Source organism: Chitinophaga sp. SYP-B3965, from assembly GCF_009647655.1.
Taxonomy (GTDB): domain Bacteria; phylum Bacteroidota; class Bacteroidia; order Chitinophagales; family Chitinophagaceae; genus Chitinophaga.
Genome location: NZ_WJFD01000005.1, coordinates 312,621 through 338,811, shown reverse-complemented (window position 1 = coordinate 338,811; position 26,191 = coordinate 312,621). Strand labels below are relative to the sequence as shown.

Here is a 26,191-nt window from a genome sequence, read left to right as displayed (position 1 = left end):
TCCTAGTTATCCTTTTTGTTGATTTCTTAAAAAAATAATGTTCATTCGGCTACTGCATAGACTTTCACTCCTTCCAGGTTCACTTTGAGGGTAGCGCTGTTCTTACTTTTCCAGGTAATTTCCACGGGTATTTTGCGGTCTTTCAGTTCCGGGCTCAGGATGTTAAGCGCGGAAAGAGGGATTTTTCTCGTATCCACTTCAAAAACAAGTGCATTATTTTTGATGGCGGAATTTATATCCACCAGGATGGGATTATTGCCGGTGTCCTTAACAGTTGGATGCGGAACAGCTACCATGGCTGTATTCATAAAGTGCAGGACTGTTTTTCCCTTATGATCCCTGCCCCTTACAGCCCATCCTTTATCACCTCCTGTTTGTTGGATAGCTGGTTTGATCAGTCCTTTTTTGATCAGCATTTCCACCACGTGGCCGCTTGTGGCTGTTTGTACGATATGCAGCCCTTTTCCGTGCAATTGATCTGCAAGCGGTTTACTGCGTTTGTGGCCTTTTTCATCATGCGTACCAAATGGTAATGCCAGGAAAGCATAACCTCCTTTGGCGAGGAATTGTTGCAGGCTTTTAAATTGCGCATCAGATACACAAGCCATGCTATCCAGTACCAGCGGTGTTTTTTCTGCCAGCAGTGCAGTTGCATCTGCCAGTTCTTCGGCGCGCAGGAAACGGTATCCTATATTACTCTTTATAAACTGCTCTGACCATGCTCTCACTTTATCCCAGTGTTCCTTCCCGTCTGTTCCTTTCCAGCCATTGGCCCTGTTATAATTGTTGTTGACCAGTCTTACTTCTACGAGATCTTTTCCTTCTATAAAATCCAGCGGGCTATGTTTCACTTCCCAGTTATTCGGATCGCGGATGGCGTCTTCCATTTCTATGCTATCTACAGGATCTTCTTCCAGCCTGTATTGCAAGGTGCTGGCCCAGTCTGCCACTCCCCAGAACCTGGCGAGGCCCCAGCCCAGGTATCCTCCTTCTTTATAAATAGTATAACTACAGGCAATAGTGGGGGCTGCTCCTCTTTTAGCGGCAATATCTTTCTGTTGCAGTGCTTCCGCATCTTTTTCCAACCAGTTTACGGACTTGATATTAGTGCCTACATTTTCCAGCATGAAAAAATCCACATGTGGCGCCATCCTTTCCAGGTTGAGCGAAATAGCATTTAATGCTACCGGGCCGGTGCTGGAACAGCAGGTCATCAAAGGTTTTTTGCCGATTGTTTCTTTCACCATCTTTACATGATCCGCTACACTATCATCCTTCATTTTCAGCCAGTCGCGGAACACGGGGTTTTCATAATTACCCCATTGCAACATGGGTTTGTTGGTATCTCCAAAGAAACTTTTATCTGCAAAGGGCGGGATCACATGCCCGTAATCTCTTTTAAATCTTTCCCTGCAATGGGTACAGCCGCATGTAGTGAGACCTGCATAAGTACACATATCATCTACCTGGTAACCATCATACCCTACTTCTTTATCCAGTCTTTGCAGGTATTTACGGTGCATGTCCCTGAAGCCGGGATTATTATGGCAAAAGGCTTCCAACTGGTACTGGCGGGCATATCCGCGACTTCCATCCCTAAGGTCTACTTCACAGAGGTCATTAAAAAAATACCCTTCATACTGTGCGTGTGCGGCTGCTATGGGATCATGGAAGAGCAGGGTGTGATGCCGGTGGTTCCTGTGCAGTTTCTTAAATTCCGCTTCGCCACGTGGACGTTCTACGTGGTTACAGGAATAATGCTCTATATACTTGATATCATATTTATGTAATTCTTCTCGTACCTGGGCAAAGTAACCGTGCAGCTGTGTGAAATAATTTGCGAAGTCGAAACGAATGTGGAAGCCGAAATTGACGGCTGTATCAATATTCGCTTCTGCAAAACCTGCGGCCCGTCTTTTGATCTTATCTGTGATCTTTTTCTGCGACCAGAGCAGGTCTTCCAGGGTATTCCACCATGACCCCAGGCGGCGGGGGATAAATGGTACATCCGGCCCTGTGAGGATCTGTGCGGATTGCGCCGCGCCTATTCCTCCGATAGAGGGCTGCCCTGCTGGGGACGCTCCTATTACTGACAGCGGAAGTGTTTGCATCACTCCCATACCCAAACCTGTTAATGAAATTGAGCGGATAAAAGCCCGCCTGCTGTTTTCCTCCTTATTTTTCATGGTTGTACTATAAGCTGTGTGAAATACATTCTCTGCGCAGCATCCTTCAAAAATATTTTTGGTTTTGAAGGGCTTACGCTACCTAGTGTTGAAAATTTAGCTATATATTCGTGTACGTTAACGGAGTTGGACAAATCTAGCAGTAATAAGTTTTAAAAGCAAGCAAATTTTGCTTCAGTTTAAAAAAATAACAGGGGCTTATCAATCAAATACACAAACTCAATTCATAATGCGGAATACGTTCAAACTGAACGCCGGCGTTGTCTTAGCTGCGTTCCTGATCACCCTCGGTGGTTGTAAAAACAAAGAAAAGTATCCTGGTCCTCTTACGCCGGAAGAGGCATTGGAAAGCATCAAGGTCATTGATGGGCTGAAAGTGGAGCTGTTTGCTGCAGAGCCGCTTGTTACCGATCCCGTTACCATGGAATTTGATGCAGACGGCAATTGCTACGTGGTAGTGATGTCCGACTATCCTGATAAACCAGCACCGGGAACAGAAAAAGGGCATATCCTTGTGCTCCGTGATCTGGATGGTGATGGTAAAGCGGACACTTCTATTGTGTTTGCAGATAAATTATCAGAAGGCACCAGCGTGCTGCCCTGGAAAGGAGGTTTGCTGGTAACCGCTGCACCGGAGATCCTTTACATGAAAGATACTACGGGAGACTTTGTAGCAGACACGCGGGAAGTGCTCTTCAGTGGTTTCTTCAAAGACAATCCTGAAACACAGATCACTAACCTCCGCTTTGGTGTTGATAACTGGATATATGCCAATAACAGGGGTCAGGACGGTAACGTTACCTTTAAAGAGAAACCAGGCACTCCTCCCCTTTCCGTTAAAGGAGCTGATTTCAGGTTCCGCCTGGATCGTGGGCTTTTTGAACTGGAAACAGGCCCCGGGCAGTTTGGCCAGGCACTGGATGAATACCGCAACAGGTTTGTAACGGAAAACTCCATTCACATTCAACAGATACTGATACCATGGCGCTACACGCATCGTCATGCTTTCCTTCCTTCCACCCGTTCTATCAAAAACATTTCCGATCATGATCCTATCATGTTCCAGGAATCTGCTACTCCCTGGTGGAGAGCAGAAAGAACGAAGAGAAGGAACCAGGAGTTCCAGGAAAAGAAGCTGAAACGTGTAGAATATGAAAGAGATCATTTTACCGGCGCATCAGGCGGTACTTTTTATAATGGCGATGCATTGCCTAAACAATTCTACGGTAACATCTTTACCGCTGAAGTAGCAGGTAACCTTGTACACAGGGATATCCTGGTATCTTATCCTGATAGCATATACTTTACGGCAAAACGTTCTGCAGAAGAAGCAAAAAGGGAGTTTATCTACTCTAAAGACAACTGGTTCCGCCCCGTTAATTTTTCCGTAGGGCCTGATGGATATCTTTATGTGCTGGATTATTATCGTCAGCATATTGAAACACCTGTGTCTATTCCTGATGATCTGAAAGCGGATATGGATTTCTATAAAGGATCTGACAAAGGCCGTATTTACAGAGTGATGCCTGCAGGCGGCACTTATAAGAAAGCAAGCCCTGCATTAAGCAAAGCCAGCAGCGACAGCCTGGTACAACTTTTCGCTCATCCTAACCAATGGTATGCATTACAGGCACACCGCCTGCTGGTAGAAAGACAGGATAAAACGGTGATCCCTGCTTTACAGAACGTGTTCCTCCAGAGCGCTGATCCGCGGGCACGTTTGCATGCATTGTATGTGCTGGAAGCTTTTGATGCACTGAATGCAGGTATCGTAAAAGAAGCGTTGGCAGACAGTTCCAATGATGTAAAAGAACATGCAGTCATACTTGCTGAACGTTATCCTGAGCTGTTACCTGAGCTGGTTTCTTTGGCAAAGGGAAGCTCCGCAAAACTCACTTTACAGACTGCTTTAAGCCTTGGTCAATTTAATGCGCCGCAGGTAACTCCTGCACTTGTACAGGTGATGGAACATTACGGAAACTACAGGGAGATCCAGATGGCAGTACTTAGTTCCAATGCAGGATCTGCTCCTGCCATGCTGAGTGCTTTATTTAAAAGCAGTATTGCTTCTGACTCTACTAAACTGCCGAATGTTTTCATTCATGATTGCAGTTATGTGATCGGTAACAGGAATGATAAAGCACAGCTGGCGCAATTCGTTTCCCTGCTGGATCAACCGGGCATGGTTTTTAACAAGAGACAGGCGATCGCTATAAAAGGATTTGTGAATGGATGGGAAAAGTCTACTACCATTTCCGCTGAACTGAAAAAAGAACTGGGTTCCGTTAAATCCGGTCTGAAAAATATTACGGTAGAAACTATTGATAATCTGAAGAAACTGGTTGCTTCTACAAAATAAGTAAGATGAATACGCGCAGACATTTTATCAAGAACGCCATGAGCCTTGGCGGCCTGCTGTTGGGTGGTGCTTTTATGATCAGCAGTTGCGGGGATGGCAAGAAACCTGCTACAGAGGAAAAGAAACCGACCGACTGCAAAGATCTTTCCGGCGTGAGCCCTGAAGAAATAGAGAAAAGGAAAAGGCTGGGGTATGTAGAGAAATCACCTATCCCGGATAGCAAGTGCGGCAACTGCAAACTATACCTTCCGCCAGGCAAGGATGAACATTGCGGCAGCTGCTCCTTATTCAAAGGACCTGTGGAAGTAGAAGGATACTGTACTTATTATGCTCCGCTTACAGAAGCGGAATAACTCATACACCTATGCCAACTACCAAATCCATATTAATACTCTGCGCATGCTGGCTTGTAGCATTCAAACCTTCTCCGCCGTCAATCATTTCACGTGAACGGGCAGATGAATTACTGGCTAAACTTCCTGCAGGAGATCCCTGGGTAAGAAGCCCGGATGCCAGTACTTTGGCCTGGAATGAATCACCTACGCTGCATGCACTGGCAGATATGTATGAAGCCACCAATGATCCTCATTACCTGGAAATATTAGCCCGCCGCGGGCAACAGTTACTTTCTCACCGGGACGACAGGCGTAATATAGCAGACGGCTCGGGGAAAATAAGACCGGGATGGAGCATGGCTTCCAAATATGTGGTAGCTACCGGGAAACTGGGTGATATTATCGATGTACGTTCTACTCCTTCCGCTTATAATAATCAAACCACCGTTGAAGTGATTCCCGACAACGGATCATTCACGGTGGTGGTGAATAATAAATTCTTTAAAAGGAAAGAAACCTTTACGGGTTTGAGCCTTGATCCTTCAGATGCGCGCTTTGTTGAAAAGGTGATCAATGATCCCATCGCTCCATATTCCTGTGCGGCTGGTGAGTATACAGATAAATCAAACCTGATCCGTGTGAAGGTACAGAAGAAGGGGACGCTTGCTGCACAGACGATTACACTGCACCCTGTTCCATTAGCGTATAGCGGGTATTATGGCGTTATCTATCAACCGATGCTGCGTTTTGCGGAGCATGTAAAAAAGAACCCTGCTTTAGCGTCTTTGGTACCGGCTGCAGATAGCTTCATTGTTGCGGCAACTTCTTCCTATGATGATATCATTAAACGGCTCTGGCGGGAAGGGCCGGGGAAAAATGAAGGTTACTTCCTCACCTGCGAGAAAGGAGAATCCTTTCCTGCGGATAATGTGGGAGCACCTTTCAATTTCCAGGCCAGGCAAGTATGTGCCATGCTGGCTTTACATCGCTTAACTGGTAAACAGGTGTACAAAGAGAAAGCGGAAAAGATCTGCAGGATGTTCAAGAACCGTTTACGGTATGATTCCGAAAAGGATCTTTACCAGTGGAATTACTGGTTTGAGCCGATGACCACAACAGGATGGCAGCCGGCAGATAATATTTCCTTCAATGTAAAGGTTTTCAAACCTTACGCGATAACGGAAGATGTATCTCACGGGATATTGGATATCGCCATGATCGCGGAGGCTTCAAAACAGGGAGTAGTATTTGACAATACTGACCTGAAACGTTTTGCTAATACGCTTTTGGTGAATGTAATGACACCAGATGGTTGTGATATGAGAAGAAGGGTTGATGGATCAGGGCCTGCTCATCCGGCCTATTTTAACCAGCTGCATGGCTGGCTGGAACTGGCGCCCGGAAATGAAAAAGTATTTACTGTTATCAAACAGGCTTACCTCTGCAAGCAGGAAGAGTCATTTGTATTTTGTGCGCGGTTGTTGAAATGGGAACAAAAGTTACGCTAAGGCTTTGATGGCAATGTATGCCATCAGGCCAGGACTTAAACGAAGTGCGTCTTCATCAATATTAAAACCGGGTGTATGCAGGGAAGCAGTGATGTTTCGTTCAACGTTTCCCACGCCCAGTAAATAGAAACAGGCTGGAAGCTCTCTGCCGTAATAGGCAAAATCTTCTGAGGCCATCCAGATATCCAGGTCTATGATATTTTCTTTTCCCGCATATTCTTCTATGTAAGTTATCACGTTGGTGGTGAGGGTTTCCTCATTCACCAACGCAGGATAACCTTTGCGGATGTTAAGTTGACAAGTCCCTCCCATTGCTTCCACAATACCTTCTATGATCTTACGGATCCGCTGATGCGCTTCCTCTCTCCATTCTTCATTCATGGTACGGAAGGTACCTTCTATATAAACGGAATCAGGGATCACATTCACTGCTCCGTCTGCAATAAAACGGCCAAATGATAATACGCTGGGGGTGGATGGATTAGCCGCCCTGCTCACTATCTGCTGTAAAGACACAATAACCTGTGAAGCAATGGCTACAGGATCAATATTCAGATGTGGTTGCGCACCATGGCCTCCCCTGCCGTAAATGTGCAGGGTGATCTCATCCATGGAAGCCATGAACTTTCCTTTCCTGATACCGATCTTTCCTACCGGAATGGAAGGCATTACGTGTTGCCCTACGACTGCAACAGGTGCCGGGTTTTGTAAAACACCATCCCGGATCATGAGGGTTGCACCTCCTGGTAATTTTTCTTCTCCGGGTTGGAATAACAGCTTTACAGTGCCGCCGAATAAATGTTTGAGAGATTGGAGGATCTTTGCAGTGCCCAATAAGGAAGCAGTATGTGCATCATGACCGCAGGCATGCATGACACCTTTTTGCAGGGACACATAAGGCAGCTCATTACTTTCTGTGATGGGCAATGCGTCCATGTCCGCACGCAGCGCTACTACTTTTTCAGAAGGCAGTTCTCCTTTTATTAAAGCCAGAACACCGGTTTCAGCCACAGGCGTCCATTCAATACCCAGATCGCTCAATGCCTTTTTCACATAAGCACATGTTTCGTGTTCATGGAAAGACAACTCCGGATTTGCATGCAGATGCCGCCGGTCCTTTATCACCTCCGGGAAAATGGATGCGGACAATTTTTTAATCTCTTCCAGTAACATATCAAATCAATGGTCAGTTTCTAAGAATTTCTTCACGAACTCATCCTCTACCAGGTGAGGATATGCATTCACTACTCTTGTAATTTCTTCTGCCTGCCCGGGAGAAAGTTGCTCATGCGGGTTCAGGCACCAGATGCCTTTCATCAGGCCCTGCCTCCTCAATACTTCATGAATACCAGCGATGCATCCTTTAAATGCATGTTTTGGATCGAAGATGGCAGCATTCATGTCTGTTACTTCTATTCCGGTTGCCAGCAAAGTATCCAGGTCTGTATTACCATCTCTGATCTGCCTGAACAACTCTACAGACTTATGCGTCCATACTGCATAGTGGCCCAGCAGGCCTCCTGTAAATCGTTTCTCACTTTTGTCAAAACGATAGGGCGTTACCAGGTCCGCCACAATATTATCATCATTACCGGTGTAAAGTACAATTTCATCTGCACGATCTGTATCACAAATGGCCCTTACCACGTCCAGGGTCTGGTAGCGATTGAAAGCGGCCACTTTAATGGCCTGAACATTCGGGATCGCTGCAAAAGCCTTCCAGAAATCATAACTCAGCACACGGCCGCCTACAGCAGGTTGCAGATAGAAACCGAAAACGGGGATCATGTCTGCAATGGCTTTTGTTCTTTCTATTAATTCCTCTTCTGTGAGGGATTGCAAACCGCCCATACTTAACAGGCCTAAGTCGTATCCGTATTTGTTTGCAAGCTTTGCATCCTTTACAGCACTTTCCAGCGGTCCGCAAATACCTGCTACTTTAATCAGTGGCCTGTCCCCTACCTCTTCTGCTGCCATTCTTAATACAGGTTCAAGATAGTTAAATTCCGGCTGACGGATCTCAAATTGCGTGGTGTGCACACCTACTGCCACTCCATCTACCCCGCTTGCCATGTAATACCTCGTTAACCTGCGCTGGCTTTTTTCATCTATGGAGAGATCTTCATTCAGCGCCAGCGGGTGTGCCGGGATGAATGCGCCTTTTTGCAGAAGGGCTTTTATATTTTCTTTTAACTGTGCCATAATCTAGAAATTTCCTTCCCTTTCCTGGAAATGTGTTGGTTTATTCAAAGTTTTGCCTCCTGTTTCTACCCATCCTGCGATGAGGTCTATCATTTGTTTCAGGGTTACATGCGGGTAACCGAACAGTTTGAAACATTCCGCTGAATTGCTCAGTAACGCATCCGGCTGTTCTTCATTCACCAGGATGGGCTGTTTGTTCAACCTTTTGCCGAATTCAGCTGCCAGCCAACGGACAGGCACAGTTTCCGGTCCTGATACGTTCAGGATCTTTGCTGGTGTAGAACAATGCAGCAGTGCGCGGATAGCAATCTCATTTGCATCTCCCTGCCAGATCACATTCACATGTCCCATCCGGAGATCGATCTCCCGTTGTTCATTTACGGCTTTGGCTATTTCCAGTAATACACCGTAACTCACATCGTTTGCATAGTTGAGCCGGTAGATGCATAAAGGTGTTCCATAGATAGATGAAAAGTACTGGAACATCCTTTCCCTTCCAAGGCAGGATTGTGCATATTCTCCTAATGGAGCCGCAGGATTATCTTCTGCGAGGCCGCCTTTTATTACAGGAGAAAGCGGGTACACGTTGCCTGTGGAAAAGGCCACGATCCTTGCATCCCGGTATTTTTCTGCTACTCTTCCCGGCAGGTAGGTGTTCATTGCCCAGGTGTAGGACTCTTTGCCGGTTGTGCCAAACTTCTGGCCTGCCAGGTAGATCATATTCTTAGCAGTGGGGAGGTTTTGCAATTCAGCATCATTCAATAAATTGGCCTGTATCGTTTCAATGCCTAAACTGTTTAACTCTGCCTGTAAGCCGGTTTCTGAAAAACGGGAAATGCCGATGATCTTTTTATTGATGCCGGCTTTGTCTACTGCTGCTTTTGCCAGTCTTGCCATAGCAGGGCCCATTTTGCCACCAACGCCCAGTAAAATGATGTCTCCTTCTATACGGGCGATATCGTTTACGAGTTCAGCAGAAGGCGCTATCATGGCCTGATAAATCTTTTCCATTTATTACTTTTTTATTTCAGGAAGATGTCTTTAAAATTGATTACAGCCAGTGTGATAATAACAAGCAATCCTATGGCGCCTGCTACTTTTACGAAACTGCTGTTCTTGTCTTTTCCCATGAGTTTTTCATCATTAGCGATGAGATACATGGCAATGCCCACCACGGGTACGATAAAAATGGTTACGCTTTGTGCGAATACGATAAGTTCCAATGGCAGCTTTCCGAAGGCAATAGCAATGATGGCTCCGGCTAACATTACTAACGCTATGAAGAAACGGATGCTTTTTGAGCTGAAATTGTTACCGTAACCTAAGGCGTCTCCTAATAAGAGTCCGCCTACGCCTGCATTACCGATAATGGAAGAGAAAGAAGCGCCGAACAGCCCTATCAGGAATAAACCGGAGGCGTAACTGCCAAAGAGTGGCTCCAGGGCAAGTGACATATCTGATGCAGTATTTACGTTGATGTTCCTGGGATGCAGGATAGAAGCTGCGCAGATCAAAACAATGGCGCTCATGAAACCCAGGATGATGATACCTGTTACGCTGTCGCTTCTTTTCTTTTGTTCCAGTTGTTTCTCCTGCTGAATGCGTCTTCTTTCCTGTACGAGGTAAGACTGGTAGAATGCGCCTACGATCGAAAAGCAGGAAGCCATAAATGCAATTACAAGCCCCTGTGATCCTGCCGGCATGGATGGGATGAAACCCGCAGCTGTTGCTGACAGATCAGGACTGATGAGGAATACTGTTACAATAAAAGATAGTAACATCAGGCCTATCAGGGCAATCATCAGCCATTCCAATACTTTATAGAAACCTCTGAAGAAAAGGAGGCTGATGCTTATTATATTAAAAACGATGATCCAGGGTGTGGTGGAAGTGTGTGTCAGTTCCGCCAGGGCAACTCCTACTCCTACTGAGTTACCTGCCTGGAAGGAAGTGCAGACCAGGAAAACGCCGATGCCGATGATAATTCCCGCGCCTTTACCCCAACGGGCTTTTATGCTGCTGAGCAGGGATTGTTGTGTGGCGTAACCTATCCTTGCGGACATGTTGGTGAATATTATCATGAAGAAGATAGCTACCGCAATGATCCATAAGAGGGAGAAGCCGTAATTGGCGCCCAGCTTGGAGGTGATGGTCATTTTGCTGGGGCCGAAGACCAGGGCGGCGATGATTAATCCGGGGCCGAGACCTTTGAGCCAGGAGAGGACATTTGATTGTTTCTGATCTGCCATATTGTATGAAATGATATGAGAAATGAAGATTTCGGTAACGTACCCGAAAATACTCATTTAAATGAATTATTTATAGGAAAGTTCGATTTGGGGATTTTTTTTGTGGTGGTATTTAATGACGGTAGTTCATAATATCCTCTTGTAATAAATGGCAGGCGGCTTCTGTAAATTTGAGTAGTTCATTGTAGGCAATGAATACTTTTTCTTTTTCGGATACATCCAGATCCTCAAAATAACTGCTTCCTATTGTAGCAACGATCAGTGGCCATAACGCATGCCGCAGTTCCGTGGTTTCACCAAATAATGAATAGAAGCTGCTGACGGTTTTCAGGTATTCTTCTCTTTCTTTCATGGGGAGGAAATATTAATTATTGTGTATTTTCGCACAATTTCGAAATTACGACATTTGGGTTAAAGTCCACCAATATTTATAATTTAGTACTTTTGGTACTATTTAATCGAACTATTGTGCTATTCACCAGCGATAGTGATAATTTGTGCCGTTTTATATTTGCGCCATCATGCCTGAAAGCAAGCGCACATATAATCGTATCAAGGCTATGCTGGCTCTTAAACATAAGACCAGTAAAGAGTTGGCTGAACATCTGCAGATCAATCCACAGACTGTGTCCAGTTGGGCTACGAATTCCAGGCAGCCTCGCCTGGATGAATTATATGCTATTGCGGAATTTTTGAAAGTTGGTCCGTGTGAGTTACTGGAGATTTAGCCAGCAGTTTAGATCTAAGCCGTAAAAAAGGCGCTTCTACCGTTTTATTTAATATTAACGCAGCAATTACAGCTCCTATTAAGCACATCAGGAACATTAGATTCCCTTTTGGGGCAAAACCCATTTCTGCAAACAAGGGTTGTATCAGGTGAATAACGCCTTTATGTATGAGATAAAGCCCAAAGGATAATTTGGCTATCAAGGCAGTAAAGCGGCTGTTATACTTATATAAAATACAGTTAGGGCTTAGGGCGGCCACTACTAATAATCCAAAACCGGCTGATACTAATGGGAATCCGAATATAGATGCAGAAAAGGTTTTCTGATCTTCACAGAGAAACCAGGCAGCGGTTAGTACCAATATTCCCAACACTAAAATTACATTTCCATATTTCGTTATCCGCTCCTTCACTAATGGCCTGAATGTAAATAAGGCAGCAATGGAAACACCGGCTAGCAAACCATCCAGCCGATTGTAAGTAGGATAGTAGATATGTTTGTACCAGGTGATTCCAAAGGTTTCACTTCCAATTTCAGGAGCAACGAGGGTATACCAGGTGAATAGTCTTGCTATAAAACCCAGGATCAATACGCCCAGCAATAATAGCCCTCCCCTTTTTGTAGGGTTGAAAAATAACACCAGCGGGAACAGTAAATAGAAATGCTCCTCCACACACAATGACCATACATGTGAAAAGGTGCCGAAGTTCTTAATATCAAAACCAAAGTTCTGTGTAAAGGTTAAAAACTTCCAGAGTGGCGGTAGCGCTTCCTTTTCATGGAATGCGGGGATTAAAAAGTAAATGGCCAGAACTACGAGATAAGCAGGTATTATCCTGAAAAACCGCTTAATAAAAAACTCCGGTAAGGATATGGGTTTTCCCGCGGCTATGCTTGCAAACAACTGTGAGGAGATCAGGTAACCACTTAATACAAAGAACAGATCCACACCCGTCCAGCCAAAACCCATTATTTTGTCTAACCATTCGGGGTGTTTAAACATCCGGTAATGGTAAAACAATACGGCGATAATGGCTAATGCTCTCAAATGATCCAGCCCGGCAAGCTTTCCATTCTGCGATGTTGAATGTTCCATAGTTACTACCCAAAATATGGATTTTTATAATTACTTTAAGCTATTATGAAAACGATCCTATTCTTTAGCTTCTTATTGTTCAGTCATGCAGTGCAGGCACAGGTTACGTTTAAGAAACATACCATCAGTAGCACTTTCATCTCAGAAGGCGCTGCCACCGGTGATGTGAACAATGATGGCAAAACAGATATCCTGGCTGGCATTTACTGGTTTGAAGCCCCCACCTGGAAACGCCATCTCATTCATGCAGATACCCTGAATCCTGTACCCCGTTATAGTACCAGTTTCCTGAACTTCTGTACGGATGTAAATAATGATGGATGGGTTGACCTCATCCGATTTGACCAACCGGGTGGTATTTGCGTATGGTATGAGAATCCGGGCAAGAAGAACACCCTCTGGAAATCACGTGTTATCCTGCAATCTGCAGGCATTGAAACGCCTATCCTGGTAGATGTAGACCTCGATGGGAAAAAGGACCTCATCTGTAACGATTCTAAAGCGCGGCAGGTTTTATGGCTGAAAGGTGATACAACCTGGACAAGGAATATCATCAGCAGAGACAGCCTCAGGGCTACTAACCGCTATACACATGGTCTTGGTTGGGGAGATATGAATAAAGATGGCAGAAAGGATGTGATCATCACTTCCGGCTGGTGGGAAGCTCCTGCTGATCCAAAACAAACCGATTGGACCTTCCATGCTGCCAATCTTGGAAAAGATTGTGGTAATATGTTTGTACTGGATGCGGATGGAGACGGGGATGTTGATGTAGTCAGTTCATCCGCACATGATTATGGCATCTGGTGGCATGAACAGCAGGCTCAGGGTTTTACTACGCACGAAATCAGTATGCAATTTTCTCAAACGCATGCCATGGCTTTCGAAGATATCAACAACGATGGCCACCCTGATCTTATTACCGGCAAACGTTTTGGCGCTCATAATGAAAAAGATCCCGGGGCACTTGATCCTGCTGTGTTATATTGGTTTGAATACAAACCTGGGAAATCTCCTGCCTGGATAGCACATGAGATCGATAATGATTCCGGGATCGGGAATAGTTTTGTGGTGGAGGATATAAATGGTGATGGGTTGAAGGATGTTATTACTTCAAATAAGAAAGGAGTGTATTTCTTTGAGCAGGTTAGATAATATACACTACTTAATTTGCAGGGGCATGGTCGAAACTTATCTTATTTAATTCCCGGATAGTTCCCTGAAAATCAAACCCTTTTTCGCAAATCGTTTTCTTGGCCAATGAAGGTGGCAGACATTCAGAAAACTTAGAAAACCATTTGACATCTATATTAGGCTCTATTAGTTCCCTAAGATCTTGTTCGGTCCTAGATTTTAGGGACAAAATAAGGTTGCCAATATCAGTTATAGACATTGGCTCCTTTTTTCCAAAATCAAGAATAACCTTCTTATAATCATAATCCGGTTCTAATTCCGTTTTTGTACAAAGAAGATTAGATATAGTCCGATTAATCTTGTCGCCGGCAAAGGTCCAGAGATAAATTCTCCCATCTATCTCTGATGAATCGAATATCCATTTCCGGCTATTCCAGTTTAGATGATAGTGTGCGTTACGCTCAGCCTCCATCATTCGCTGAGCTGGCTGATCAAGAAAATCAAGAATTGTATCACTCATCAAGACCCTACCAATCTCTTGTGCTAATTCAAATGGTATATCATAACTGCTTATTGCTTTCCATTTGGGGGCCTTTCCAGTTTCATTCCTTTCCACTGATACCTGTTGCATCTCATGGTCAATTTTGAGTGCGTTCCATTCCTGACCTCCCAATACAAATACAAACGGCAATTGCTGTATTAAGGCAAATCCCGAATCAAGTGTTCCTATAATCCTTTTCCCATCCACGACATTATACATTGGACCTGTATCAAAAATGGCGAAAAGTCTCTTCCAGTTGGCCCGTAGAAACTCCTTTTCTGTTCTATTACTAACCAATAATACATTTCCGCCAGCAAGCCGCAGGAAATCATCTTGTAACATATTATTAACTAACATGTCGAATTCTTCTCTGGTTATTTTCGAGAAACAGGAGGCTCCGGACAGAATTTCCCACATGTGCTCAGCTGTAGCACCAAATTTTTGGAGGGAAAGACATATAATCTGGTGAGCAAGAATATGGAAGGCTCTCTTTGGAAACAAGATATTCTCTGAATTACGCTGCAACCCAAGGCTAACACAACCAGTCAGCAGTACTAATTCATCCGCCTCTGTACATAACCCTCTAAAATACTGTGGACGGTCCTTTCTTCGACCAGTTCTGCCAACACGCTGAAGAAAAGAGCCAGAACTATTTAATCCTCCAATTTGTATTACCTGATCGAGATCCCCAATATCGATTCCCAATTCTAAAGTAGAAGTGCTAATTATAGCATCAATCGACATTTCAGTTTTCTTCTTAATAGAGCTTTCAGCCTCCTCTCTTAATCGCTTGCTGATCGATGAATGGTGAGTTCTAACCCTCACAGGAGACCGCGTCTGACTCGCGAGGTTCCGTTCATTTATCCTTGCTGCAGTTTCTTCCGTCCAGGAACGAGAACGTTCAAAGACAATTGACTTATCTTTTTGCCCCAACATAGTATATAAACTATCCTGAAGCATAGGACGTTCGGGATTTTCCTCCATAAAATAATGAACCTTAAAATCCCTCTCTTTTTCAACCTCACTACTAGCTTGAATACTTTCACCTCCTGCCCTTTTACCCATCAACCAGCTTAATAATTCATGTGGATTACCAATGGTTGCTGTAACCGCTATACGCTGTGGTTGTTTCTTTATATCTGTTTCAATCCTCTCCAAAAGGGATATCAGATGGGACCCGCGTTCAGTAAGAGCAAAATAATGCGCTTCATCTATCACAATTGTCTCCAGGTTCTTAAAAACTTCCACCCAATTAGATTTCCGAAGTAGAATGGCCTCAATAGATTCGGGTGTTGTCAAAAGAATATCAGAAGGAAAAAGCATTTGCTGTACTTTTTCACCCTGGCTTACATCCCCATGCCATTTAAATGCTTCCATGTAACACATTTTCGCATAGGGAATTACCCTTAATGCAAGATCATTTAGCAATGCCTTTAATGGAGCTATATACAGGACTTTAAAGCCTGATGATTTTGATGCTGAGATACGGGTCAATAATGGGAATAAAACAGCTTCCGTCTTTCCTCCGGACGTAGGGGCTTCTATGATGCAACTTTTCCCCTCATGAATAGGATCGAATGCCGCTTTTTGTATAGGTCTTAAATCATTCCATTTTTGATCTTTTACATAATCTTGCAATCTGGGGTGTAATTTATTCAGCGACATATCAGGGATATTAATTTGTGTTGAATGTAGACTCAGATAGTTTTGGCTTCTTTAAAAACTGGGAAAGGTTTACCCCTTTATTCTCTTCACACAAATCAAGCATCTGTATAAACTCCCTCAAAACTGGCCTTGGTTTCCTATCGATGTTCTCTTCTCCAAACACCGTCCATTCCTCGATCAGCTTCACGATGACTTCATCATCCGCAAACTGCTTAGCATCCCAGCTATAGGCAATGCCATACAAATCACGAATTTTCACAAGCACACTCGTTAGCCTTTGTTGATCAAGAGATTCCAAGCTAATAATAGGCTGTCTCATACTAACGAAGCTTTCATGGGTGAAAGGAGTCATTACCCGCTCTGCCAATGCCTCATAGCTTTTGAGTCCATAACGTTCATCCTCGAAGAACTCATCTGTTCCCGTAAATATGACCAAGCATCCCGGAAGTGCATTCCTTCCCGCTTCATCAATAAGCAATCGAAGCGTTTCCAGTGCCTGTTCCCGTTGGCGTACATGTGGGAATTTACGAACAAGCTCCAATTCATCAACCAAAAGAAGCAACCCTTTATAGCGGGCACCACTAATAATTTCCAAAATGGCACGCATCCTCGGAAATACGTTGTTTGCTTCCAGATATCCTTTAACCCCAATATCTCTCAAAGCCTGGGATGAAAGTGCCCGGCTACCTGTAATCCATGCAACAGCATTAGAGACCAATTCCATATCTCCTTTAACTTTACCCTCATAAAATGCTCTCATTGCCATTGAAAACCCCGGTTCGATGTCACTCAGATTAGCTAGTTCTACCTCAATAGATTTTTGAACACTCGTACTTAAATTATGCTGACCACCAGCCTGAGCTATACCTACGCCTTCTAGCTTTGCCGTTTTATTATGAATATTCAATAACCATGATTCAAGAATGTCGACCAAAGAACTCGAATCCGTTTTCTCAGGTGTTCGCAATCCATTAATCATACCGGAAAAGAAGATGGGTAGATCTGACAGCGGTTGATCATGGCTGATATTCATGAATGAAACAGCAAACTCATTACTTAAGGCGAACTCTTTCAACCATGAACAAAGAAAAGTTTTACCAGATCCATATTGTCCTCTGATAAATTTGAAATGAGATTTGTTCGAATTAACCTCCAATAATATCTCTGATAAATGATTCCTCGCAGTCTGCTGACCAACCATCAACAAGCCCAAGTTATGCCGGGGAACAACTCCATGGCGTAAAGCATCAATAATGTCACGGGCAGATCTTTTTTCCAGGACTCCATCATCTGAATTTTCATTGGCTACCCACTGGTATATATTAGCGTTTTGAACACTTTTTATTTGAATGTAAGGTTTCTTATCTCTCTTAAGTTTAGCCATTAGTTCTGCCATGTGCGCTTTATGAAGGAACCAGCCAAGTTTATATTTAACGACAATTCGTGATAGGTCCTGTTCAGTAATGGATTTTGCTTCCTTTAAAATCGCCAGAACAATTTTTTCATCCTGCTCCAGATCTGTGAACATGGAATTGATTTCGTCCCAATTTGGAGGAAAAGCAACAGGGTCTGCATTAACCTGAATCTCGCGTCTATCTGACACCTGGATAGCTGGGATGTTTTCTACAATTGATATACTCTGATCTGATTGCAGCGTGACAGGGGGCGTAGAGGGAGAAGGAACATAATCCAAAACACGGTCAATCAGTTCTTGTTTAGATCCTGAAACGGGGAAACCGAATTTCCTGCATAGCTGTCCCAAATCTTCTTTCCGAAGATAATGAAATACCGATCTTTCTGAAAGATGGCTATCAAGAATACGCCGTATTTTCTCATCTTTAGAACCACTGGTCATTAGCACATTTTGATTCAGGATATCATACAGCTGCTGACCAGTAAGATTTGCCAATATTTTTCCATAGATTTCCTGGTCCATTTCTCTTAACTCAGGTTCGGGGGGTAAGGGTGGTGTATCATCTTTTTGATTCGCATGCAAATCCAGATCCTCGTCAAAAAATTGGATAATGTTGGCAATCACCATGTTTTTTGCGCCGCTAACCTGAATGTTTTTCCTCCTGCAGAGTTCACGCAAATCTTCCAAATGAAACAACCCTAACATTTCTGCTGGTGGAATCAAACTATTTAATAATCTTTCAATAAGAATATCCTTTGAACCAGTGACATTTAGCTGGTAATAATTTAATGCCACGGTCATGTCTTCTTTACTTAGGCTGGCTAGAAGTCTTTTGTAAGAATCATCCATAATGTCAATCCCAAGCGACTTCCTGATCTGAATGGCTACTTCATCGGCGATAACATATTTATTCTCATGGGTAAGTATTATTCCCGTTGTGAGTAATTGGTTTCTTACCTGATAATACTCCTGGTCAATATCCCACATACTAATAATCGATTCATCATGTATTAGCGTGAAATGCTCCCGATCCCAGATACCAAGTTCTTGTTTCACCAATTCAAGGATATGTGCTTCACTCTTGTCAATCAAGCCATCGTTCTCCCAAGCCTTTCTTAGGATTTTTACATAGAGTTGAGCATTCTTCTCCTGGGAAGTTCTATTTTGAGCGGCCCTTGTGGAGAGTTCCTTTATATAATCCAAAACCCTTGTTCGAAAACCTTCTACTTCAACCATGAAGTCAGGAGATTGGAGGATTAAGTTTAGGATGGCGAATGTAGGAGGCTTGCCATAAAGGATCTTATTTGATATATAAGACTGAGAGCTTAAAGCTGAGATAATTTCCTGTACAATAACTGCCTGGGGTAATCTTAGGTTAATGGCTTCATCAATTTTATCTGTAGAAAGTTGGTCTAACAAAGCAATATCATAGTTCTCAAGAATTTGCAATAGTTTCATAAGGGATGGTTGAATGAAAATTGTTATGTTATTAAAATGCAGGATTCTATTTGTTCAAAATAGTTCTCGAAACATGAGTAACACTTCATCTTAAGAGGCCGGGTAATGATTAAAATAAACCTTGGATTATATCATTAAATCTTCTGGGAAGAAATAGTACATCTTCTTCATCATACGTGGGTTTGAGGCTTACATATACAAGGTAAGTAATTGATACTTAAAAACAAAGTTTTTCGAAAGGGCTAGGATATAGATAAAATGGCGCTAAAAACACAAACATATTTGTATCACTTCGTATCTCTTTGTCATCGATAAAGCCCCTGCTTACAGTAGCTTTTTGACATAATCCGCACTTTTCCGCAAACTCTGATAAGGGTCCATCGCAAAATCTTCCTGTTCAACAAAAATACGATCTACCCCGGCAGCACGGATATGCTGAAAGATGTTTTTGAAATCGATCTTCCCGCTGCCTACTTCTGTATTCAGATCAGGGTTCTGTTTGTCCATATCTTTCATATGCAGTAGGGCAAAACGGCCGGGGGCTTTATTGAATAAGGCTATTGGATCTTGTCCTGCCTGAACAGCAAAATAGATATCCAATTCCATCTTCACGAGGGTTGGATCTGTTTCTGCCAGCAAAATGTCATATCCTGTTTGTGATCCAAATGTGGCGAACTCGAAAGCATGATTGTGATAAGCTAATTGCAGGTTAGCTTCGCGGCATAACCGTCCTGCCCTGTTAAGTTGCGCGGCACCTCTTTTTAGTCCATCAACCGTTTTATACAACTCAGCTGGCATAGCTGGTATAACGATGTATTTTTGTTGCAGGATGCCTGCGGCTGTAATAAATTCTTTTATCAAACCATCGAATGTTTCATCCGGTGGGTAGTAATAGTGGCCGCTGGAAGACACGAGTCCCTGATCATCCAGTAATTTCCTGAAAGCAGCAGGTTTCATCCGGAAGAAATCTCCGCCACCTCCAAATGTCTCAAGGTCCGTATAACCGGCTGCTGCTACTTTCGCAATCACATCGGGAACATCACCAGTTAATTCTTTTCGGAGTGTCCATAGTTGCAGGCCGATTGGTCTTTTATTCATGGCTGCGAAACCTGTGGAATGCAGTAATAATCCACCGGAAAGAAGGCCCGTTTGTTGAAGGAACCTGCGTCTGGAAATGGCCATAGTATTATTTTTGTAGTAATGTGAGTAGTTTTCTGTCTAATTTCTGTCCGTACCAATCTTCATACTGCACATCCGCCCTGCGGGAATTGAGCACACCAAAATCTCCACTGAATTCCCATAACCCAAAACCGATCTTATTACTTTGCAGGATATCCAGTACATCACCGAACCAGGCCAGGAAAACGGCATGCGGCGTTTTATTCCAGCAGCCACATTCTCCGCAATGTACACCTACTCCTTTTTTCACCAGATCTATCCATGGCTGGTAATGCTTTTCCAGCATTTCTCTGCTCAGGTATTCGTTACCCACCTTCCCGGGCCATTTAGGTTCAGGAAGGTTTTCAACATCTTTGTTGGCCCATGGGGCTTTGTAATGTGAGATCTTTCCCGGATGGTATCCGCGACAGCTTTGCGCAATATCCAGATCCATGATCTCCGGGATCACGGATGTACCTACATTATTTCCATCGGCAATGATCAGGCGTGAAGGGTTTTCCTTTCGGATGGCTGCTGCAGCTTCCTGCGCTACTTTACGATAGATCTGCCCCGGCACGGCGGTTATCCTGGAATGCTGATCATTCATATCTTCCCGCATAGCAGGTTCGTTCAACAGATCAAAGCTGATCTTTTGAGCGGATATATTTTTAAATCGTTTTGCCCAGAAGTTCCAGTGGAAATAAAACGCCTTTTGCGCTTCTTCATCTTTCCATAAGTTATAAGGTTCATGGAAACCGGCATTGATGCAATAACCAGGCGCCCGGTGAAGGTTGAGGCTTACATGCATATTGTATTGATGCGCCATCGCCACCAGTTTCTCAATTGCTTCTACTCTTTCCGGATCTATCTTATATACTTCTTCCGGAGTGATCTGTTTGCTACGGTCAAAAGCCAGGTAACTGGGATAAGCGATGGGGATACGCACGAAATCAAAACCCCAATCCCGCATCCAGCGGAAATGATCTTCTGTTGTTTTTTTACCAGTGCCTGCTGGTATGGGTGTGAAAAAATCGAGAAGGTTAAACCCTTTCCAATTAGGTAGTTTGTTGCCAGCTGCTGCAAAGGCTGACGAACCAGCAAGGCCTAAACCTGCGGTTAATAATGCGGTATTTTTAAGAAAAGAACGACGTTCCATTAGGGTAGCTATTTAACGTGGAAATGAAAAATATACAATTTCCGTCGTTAATCAAAATGAAGAAGGGCCTGAGTGTATAATACACATGGCCCTTCTTATTATGTATTCCCTGCTAAAGTCTATTTGATCACATTCAATTCACCGATCCCTACCCTGCTGCCACTTACCCATGCTGTAATGTCCAGCCGGAAATAACGTGCCTGTACCGGGGCGATAAAGTTGATGCCTTTCAGATCAGGATTTGCAGCAGTAGATCCTGTTGCGGGTCCTGTACCTTTCCATGCACCCTGTACCGTCCAGGTAATATTATCCTGACTGGTGGAAACGGTGATGGCAGTAGCATTTTCATTGGCAGACGTATAATTCGGATTAATACGGATGCCTTTGATCTCCTGTACGGATGCCATATCTATAATAACCCATTTTGCTGCGGTAGAACTATTACTGGATCTCCAGTACGTAGTATTACTGCCATCCAGCATTGCGGGGCCTAAAGCACCAGCCGTTGTGTTGCTTACTGATGATACCCAACCTGTTCTTGCACCCAGTGTTCCGGCAACCGGTACCTGTGTAGCCTGAACGTTATTGAAGGCATAGGTAACGAACAGATAAGTAGTACGCCTGTTTGCGCTGATCTTTACACCACGGTCTGCACCTTCAATATTGCCGATAGTGAGTGGTAAAATATATCCACCAGGATTGGTCAGTGCTGCAGGTGTAGTGATCTCGATCTCTACGGAGTCTGATGACAACTTTCCGGAAGGGATCTTGTATTTTTTCGGATTGACGATCTTGTACGCACTGGCAGGAAGCGCCAGGGCATTGGTTTTGTTCGCCTTGTTGTATTGTGCTACCAGGCTGGTATCTGGCGTAAGTGTAACATCCACATCAGCTGCTACTTCGCGTGTAGCGGAAACAGCCAGTTTCACAACACTGTTGCCAGATACATCGATGGGTGTATGTATGAAGGGAATAACGATCTCATTATTGTAAGATCCATATTCACCTGTCATGAACACCAGCAGGTCCTGCGATTCCAGCTCATCTTTTTTACATGCGCCCAGTAAGGATACTGACAGTAAAAGAAGTGCTGCATAGCGGTTTTTATATATTGAGTTCCTCATGTAATATCCTTTTTTTATTGAGCACATTTGTTGTCACTGTCTGCATTCCACAGAACGGCCTTGGGCCATGTCAGGTCACGTCCGTGGCCGGTACGATCGAAGAAAGTATTGCCACTGCCTTCGTTCATTTTCCAATAAGCCACCAGACCGTTAGCTGCAGCATCTACACCACAGAGTCCTTCCTGGATCTCTGTCATAGACAATGCCCTGCTCCAGAAACGTACTTCAGCAGTACGACCCAGGAAACGCTGTGAGGTTTGGTATCCACTGTAGGACATACCCAGTTCCAGCATAGCAAACTGGTATACCCTGCCTGCACCTTCGAAACTACCATCCAGCTTTCCGTTGATATAAAGCTTGTAGGAATTTCCATCATACACACAGGAAATGGTGTACCATGTTTTAGTAGCAAACTCTGTAGTGGAAAACACACTACCTTCTGAGGATACCCACTGCAGTTGGTTCACTTTGCTACCAGCTTCTCCAAAACGCAGCAGGTTAGGCAATGATTCATCCAACGGACCCCAGTTGCACAAACGACTGATAGGAGGATTACCCGTGTGCCAATCGTTGATATAACACTTGATCTCAAAAGTATACTGCGTTACATTGTTATATGGTTCTGTAAATGGATACGTGGCGTAGAAGTTTGGACTGGAAATGTCTATAGATTTGAAATCTATTACACGGGCCACTTTGAGATAAATGGTACGTGAAGTTTCCAGTACATCTAATGAGCCTGTAGTGCTCTTAATGGTCACCGGAATGATGTAAGGTTTTCCATCTACCAGGTTGGCGGTGGAAAGGATCCTTACGGTAACGGGTTCAGAGATATGTGTACCTGCTTTGATGGTACCACTGGCGGCGGACAGCTCATAACTTCCTTCCGGAGGGAAGAAGTAATTCGCATTCACTTCCTTGTTATACTTTGTTACCAGGCTGGAATCAATAGCGAAATTCACAGTGATATCACTTTCTACTTTTGCTGTAGCGGTGGCACTTACTGAAAAGCTGGATGGTGCATTCTCCACGGTGAACTTCACCAGCGGATCATTTTCCGTACCGGTCATCAGGATCACGTCCTTAAAGTCCACATACTTTTGGCAGGCTGGAACAACTACTGCGATCACACAGAACACTGCAGCTGTTATCAACCATATTTTATAGTTTAACTTCTTCATTTTGTTTGTTTTAAGGTGATCAACACTTATTGTACGGCCGGATTAGCGATCTGGATGCAACTACGCACCGTTGAATAGGGGCCTGCACTATTGTTATAATCCCTGTCGAAATAGAATGCACCAAAGCCTCCTTTCTTTCCCTGTGTTGGGTTCCAGCGGGTAAATCCTTCCAGTGAATACATTTGGAGACCTGCTTTTGTGAGGGTATTACCATTTGCTTCTGTAAAAGGAGAACCACCGTTTTCCCACCATTCACCAAAGTTCTCTGTTACGATGAACTTCTTTGGAGGGCACCAGGACACCGAGTTGTATCTGCCTTGCAAGAATGTGGCGGAAGAAGAGGTTGTACCTTGTGTGTACGACTGGTTCACAAGGAAATTGATATAAGGCTCTACAGCTGCTGGTGGTATCTGTGTGTAATAATCTATTACCAGGTATTTATCAGGATTGCTGGATTTAGGTCCGAGGTATTGCCCGATGTAAACTACCAGTTGAAGGAATTTGTCTCCTGTAAGCCAATCGCCTTCTGGTTCATAGTCGAGGTCAAGACCATCCACATCATTATCCATCACCATCTTTATCAGGTAATCACCATATTTCTTAATACCGGCATCATCCAATGTAAGCCAGGCATATTTCTGCATCCGTGTAATTTCAGGGAGCAGCATTTTAATGCCTTTTACTTCCATCGCATACCGCATTTCGCTGTAGGCAATAGGATTATAGGTACTCAGGGAGTCTCCTTTCCTTAAGGAAGGTACGCCGCTCCACAGGCTGCAAAAATCAAGACTGTCCGGCAATCCTGCGATGTGCTCACCATAGGAAGGAGATTGTTTGTAATCTGCAGTTACCCCTTCTTTGTTACCATAGGCAGCAAACCAACCGTAAAATACCTGGTGGTCTGTTTTCTTATATGCTCTGAGGTTAGCATAATACTGTGCTGAATATGCACGTGGAACCTCTATCTGTAAAGCTTCCGGCGTATTCTGTTTTTCACAGGCGGTCATCAGACCAGCTAAACACAGAAGCGATAAATAAAATAATTTTGTTTTCATCTCATCAAGATTTGAGCGTTAAACGTTCTAATTTCTATCCCACCAAAGTGGCGTACCACCATTATCAGCACCACCTAACAAAGCAGCTGCGTCGGTAACTCCGGCAGGATTTGTCTGGTATTCCGTAGCCGCAAATGGCAAACGGCGGATCTGGAGGGTTGTATTGATAAGGCCTTTACTGTTATTCACGACCACAGGAAATACTTTAGGATACCCTGTACGACGGAATTCAGACCATGCTTCCTGACCATCCGGGAACATAGCGATCCATTTTTGTGTAATGATCCGCTCCAGGTTCTTCTCGGTGGTAGCAGTAACATCCCATTTTATAGTGATGGTACTGAGAAGGGTTGGATTAGGTGATGCGATGTTATTACCTGCTCTTTTTGAGTCTGCATAGGCAGCTGGAATAGCGGTGCTGTTGCTGTAGTAATCAGCTGCATTAGCAGTAACACCATTTACAGCGAAAGAAGTACGGATACCACTTTCATACAAGGTCTGCGCATCGCTGCCCATGTTCCATTGGCGCAATGCACCTTCTGCCCGCAGAAAATAAACCTCTGCTGGATTCATCCATACGATCGGCGCAGTAGCGGATATATTCACTTTAGAGAAAGGCCCTTCTGCATAGTCTGCTTTGTTGGTGATGGTGATACCATTGCGGATACCATGATAAAGTCCATCGGATGCTGCATTGAAGTATTTAGGCAGACGGGGATCATTGTAACCTGTGAGGAAGGATTCCATGTTGGCGCCCATCCTGATATCATCAAAGTTTTCACTGATGATGTACAGGGGATGGTTGTAGGATAAACCGGAGGAATGTTGCAATTGCGCAATATCTGCCGCATCTGTCATTACACCGATGGGGTGATTAACAGCTGATTCTGCTTCTTCTTTTGCTTTGGCAGGTTCTACATATGCGATGCGGATAGCCAGTCTCAGCTTGAGTGAATTGGCAAATTTGATCCAGCTGCGGATGTTGCCCTTATAGATGAAATCGTATTTATCCAATGCGGTGGCTGTAGGATTCCTCGTATTGAAATCTGTGAGGATAGCGATTGCTTCATCCAGTTCGTCGAAGAACTTGTAGTAGATATCCTTCTGGCTGTCGTATTTATTCTGCAATGCACCATTGCCGAAATTCAGATAAGGCAGCGGGCCGTATGTGTCTGTAGCACGATGCATGGCTTCTACTTTTACAATAGTGGCCATCGCGTATACTTGTGGTGCTTCTGTTTCCGTTACTTTCCTGATCGCTTTCCATCCGGGCATGATACCCAGGAATGCGCGGGAAAAAGCTTGTCCGTACCATTGTGGTATCAGGTCGTATGTTGTGTTGTTAGAACCGGAATACCAGTTATTGGTAGCACCCATGTAACCGGAATAAATATCTCCTACCAGGTTCTGGGAAGTCTGGTATACTTCATCCCCGAAATCAGGTTGCTGTGCGATAGGAAAAACGTTCTTCTGCATCTGCACGAAGAAAGAACCGGTGGACAGGTTATCCTGCTGCATCTGTTCATCCGTTGCCTGATGCGGATTGGTATTGTAGTCCTTAAAGTTTTTGGTACATCCTGCGCCCAGTAACAAGAGCACCAGGAGGGATACCTGTATTGTAGAAAAAGTAATTTTCATAACC

General features: G+C 44.0%; 20 protein-coding genes. 5 read left to right on the top strand and 15 right to left on the bottom strand.

Annotation, left to right across the window (positions count from 1 at the left end; translation table 11 throughout):
* Window positions 1-41: 41 nt before the first annotated feature.
* Complete coding sequence (locus tag GFS24_RS24695; RefSeq protein WP_153664334.1) at window positions 42-2,186, bottom strand: hypothetical protein; 2,145 nt, start codon at window positions 2,184-2,186, stop codon at window positions 42-44.
* Between the two features lie 229 nt (window positions 2,187-2,415).
* Here GFS24_RS24695 and GFS24_RS24690 point away from each other — a divergent pair, with 229 nt between their 5' ends.
* From GFS24_RS24690 to GFS24_RS24680, 3 genes are read left to right on the top strand one after another with little or no spacing between them, the layout of a single operon-like run.
* Window positions 2,416-4,545, top strand: a complete 2,130-nt coding sequence (locus GFS24_RS24690) for a PVC-type heme-binding CxxCH protein (RefSeq protein ID WP_153664332.1) — start codon at window positions 2,416-2,418, stop codon at window positions 4,543-4,545.
* A gap of 5 nt (window positions 4,546-4,550) precedes the next feature.
* Window positions 4,551-4,898 (top strand): high-potential iron-sulfur protein, encoded by a 348-nt coding sequence (locus GFS24_RS24685; RefSeq protein WP_153664330.1) that lies wholly within the window; start codon window positions 4,551-4,553, stop codon window positions 4,896-4,898.
* Between the two features lie 11 nt (window positions 4,899-4,909).
* Window positions 4,910-6,388 (top strand): hypothetical protein, encoded by a 1,479-nt coding sequence (locus GFS24_RS24680; protein WP_153664328.1) that lies wholly within the window; start codon window positions 4,910-4,912, stop codon window positions 6,386-6,388.
* On the opposite strand, the gene GFS24_RS24675 is transcribed toward GFS24_RS24680, so the two are convergent.
* The 5 genes from GFS24_RS24675 to GFS24_RS24655 all read right to left on the bottom strand — a co-directional run bounded on the left by GFS24_RS24675 (window position 6,380) and on the right by GFS24_RS24655 (window position 11,191).
* On the bottom strand, window positions 6,380-7,561 hold the full coding sequence (locus GFS24_RS24675; RefSeq protein ID WP_153664326.1) for a M20 family metallopeptidase: 1,182 nt from the start codon (window positions 7,559-7,561) through the stop codon (window positions 6,380-6,382). The two genes, GFS24_RS24680 and GFS24_RS24675, sit on opposite strands and share 9 nt — an antisense overlap.
* A 6-nt stretch (window positions 7,562-7,567) precedes the next feature.
* The gene (locus tag GFS24_RS24670; protein ID WP_153664324.1) at window positions 7,568-8,590 is read right to left on the bottom strand and encodes a dihydrodipicolinate synthase family protein; all 1,023 of its coding nucleotides are present in this window, start codon (window positions 8,588-8,590) and stop codon (window positions 7,568-7,570) included.
* A gap of 3 nt (window positions 8,591-8,593) precedes the next feature.
* Window positions 8,594-9,601 carry an NAD(P)-dependent oxidoreductase gene (locus tag GFS24_RS24665; RefSeq protein ID WP_153664323.1) on the bottom strand — a complete coding sequence of 336 codons (1,008 nt, stop codon included), beginning with the start codon at window positions 9,599-9,601 and terminating at the stop codon, window positions 8,594-8,596.
* 11 nt (window positions 9,602-9,612) lie between these two features.
* Complete coding sequence (locus tag GFS24_RS24660) at window positions 9,613-10,839, bottom strand: Nramp family divalent metal transporter (protein WP_153664321.1); 1,227 nt, start codon at window positions 10,837-10,839, stop codon at window positions 9,613-9,615.
* Window positions 10,840-10,951: 112 nt separating this feature from the next.
* Window positions 10,952-11,191 (bottom strand): hypothetical protein, encoded by a 240-nt coding sequence (locus GFS24_RS24655; protein WP_153664319.1) that lies wholly within the window; start codon window positions 11,189-11,191, stop codon window positions 10,952-10,954.
* A 169-nt stretch (window positions 11,192-11,360) separates the two neighbouring features.
* Here GFS24_RS24655 and GFS24_RS29520 point away from each other — a divergent pair, with 169 nt between their 5' ends.
* A complete protein-coding gene (locus GFS24_RS29520; RefSeq protein WP_153664317.1) occupies window positions 11,361-11,567 on the top strand; it encodes a helix-turn-helix transcriptional regulator in 207 nt (68 codons plus the stop codon).
* Here the strand turns inward: GFS24_RS29520 and GFS24_RS24645 are convergent.
* The gene (locus GFS24_RS24645) at window positions 11,518-12,663 is read right to left on the bottom strand and encodes an acyltransferase (protein WP_153664315.1); all 1,146 of its coding nucleotides are present in this window, start codon (window positions 12,661-12,663) and stop codon (window positions 11,518-11,520) included. The two genes, GFS24_RS29520 and GFS24_RS24645, sit on opposite strands and share 50 nt — an antisense overlap.
* A 45-nt stretch (window positions 12,664-12,708) precedes the next feature.
* Here GFS24_RS24645 and GFS24_RS24640 point away from each other — a divergent pair, with 45 nt between their 5' ends.
* Window positions 12,709-13,818, top strand: coding sequence for a VCBS repeat-containing protein (locus GFS24_RS24640; RefSeq protein WP_153664313.1), 1,110 nt, complete (start codon window positions 12,709-12,711; stop codon window positions 13,816-13,818).
* A 10-nt stretch (window positions 13,819-13,828) separates the two neighbouring features.
* Here GFS24_RS24640 and GFS24_RS24635 read toward each other — a convergent pair whose 3' ends face one another.
* The 8 genes from GFS24_RS24635 to GFS24_RS24600 all read right to left on the bottom strand — a co-directional run bounded on the left by GFS24_RS24635 (window position 13,829) and on the right by GFS24_RS24600 (window position 26,187).
* The gene (locus GFS24_RS24635; protein WP_153664311.1) at window positions 13,829-16,003 is read right to left on the bottom strand and encodes a DEAD/DEAH box helicase; all 2,175 of its coding nucleotides are present in this window, start codon (window positions 16,001-16,003) and stop codon (window positions 13,829-13,831) included.
* A gap of 10 nt (window positions 16,004-16,013) precedes the next feature.
* Window positions 16,014-18,875: a BREX system ATP-binding domain-containing protein gene (locus tag GFS24_RS24630; RefSeq protein ID WP_153664309.1), complete on the bottom strand. Its 2,862-nt coding sequence runs from the start codon at window positions 18,873-18,875 to the stop codon at window positions 16,014-16,016.
* 324 nt (window positions 18,876-19,199) lie between these two features.
* Window positions 19,200-20,057: a sugar phosphate isomerase/epimerase gene (locus GFS24_RS24625; protein ID WP_153664307.1), complete on the bottom strand. Its 858-nt coding sequence runs from the start codon at window positions 20,055-20,057 to the stop codon at window positions 19,200-19,202.
* Between the two features lie 4 nt (window positions 20,058-20,061).
* Complete coding sequence (locus GFS24_RS24620) at window positions 20,062-21,189, bottom strand: glycoside hydrolase family 5 protein (RefSeq protein ID WP_153664305.1); 1,128 nt, start codon at window positions 21,187-21,189, stop codon at window positions 20,062-20,064.
* Window positions 21,190-21,308: 119 nt separating this feature from the next.
* A complete protein-coding gene (locus GFS24_RS24615) occupies window positions 21,309-22,313 on the bottom strand; it encodes a discoidin domain-containing protein (protein WP_173003184.1) in 1,005 nt (334 codons plus the stop codon).
* A gap of 14 nt (window positions 22,314-22,327) precedes the next feature.
* Complete coding sequence (locus GFS24_RS24610; protein ID WP_153664301.1) at window positions 22,328-23,494, bottom strand: DUF1735 and LamG domain-containing protein; 1,167 nt, start codon at window positions 23,492-23,494, stop codon at window positions 22,328-22,330.
* A gap of 26 nt (window positions 23,495-23,520) precedes the next feature.
* Window positions 23,521-24,549, bottom strand: a complete 1,029-nt coding sequence (locus GFS24_RS24605) for a glycoside hydrolase family 18 (protein ID WP_153664299.1) — start codon at window positions 24,547-24,549, stop codon at window positions 23,521-23,523.
* 27 nt (window positions 24,550-24,576) lie between these two features.
* Window positions 24,577-26,187 (bottom strand): RagB/SusD family nutrient uptake outer membrane protein, encoded by a 1,611-nt coding sequence (locus tag GFS24_RS24600; RefSeq protein ID WP_153664297.1) that lies wholly within the window; start codon window positions 26,185-26,187, stop codon window positions 24,577-24,579.
* Between the last annotated feature and the right edge of the window lie 4 nt (window positions 26,188-26,191).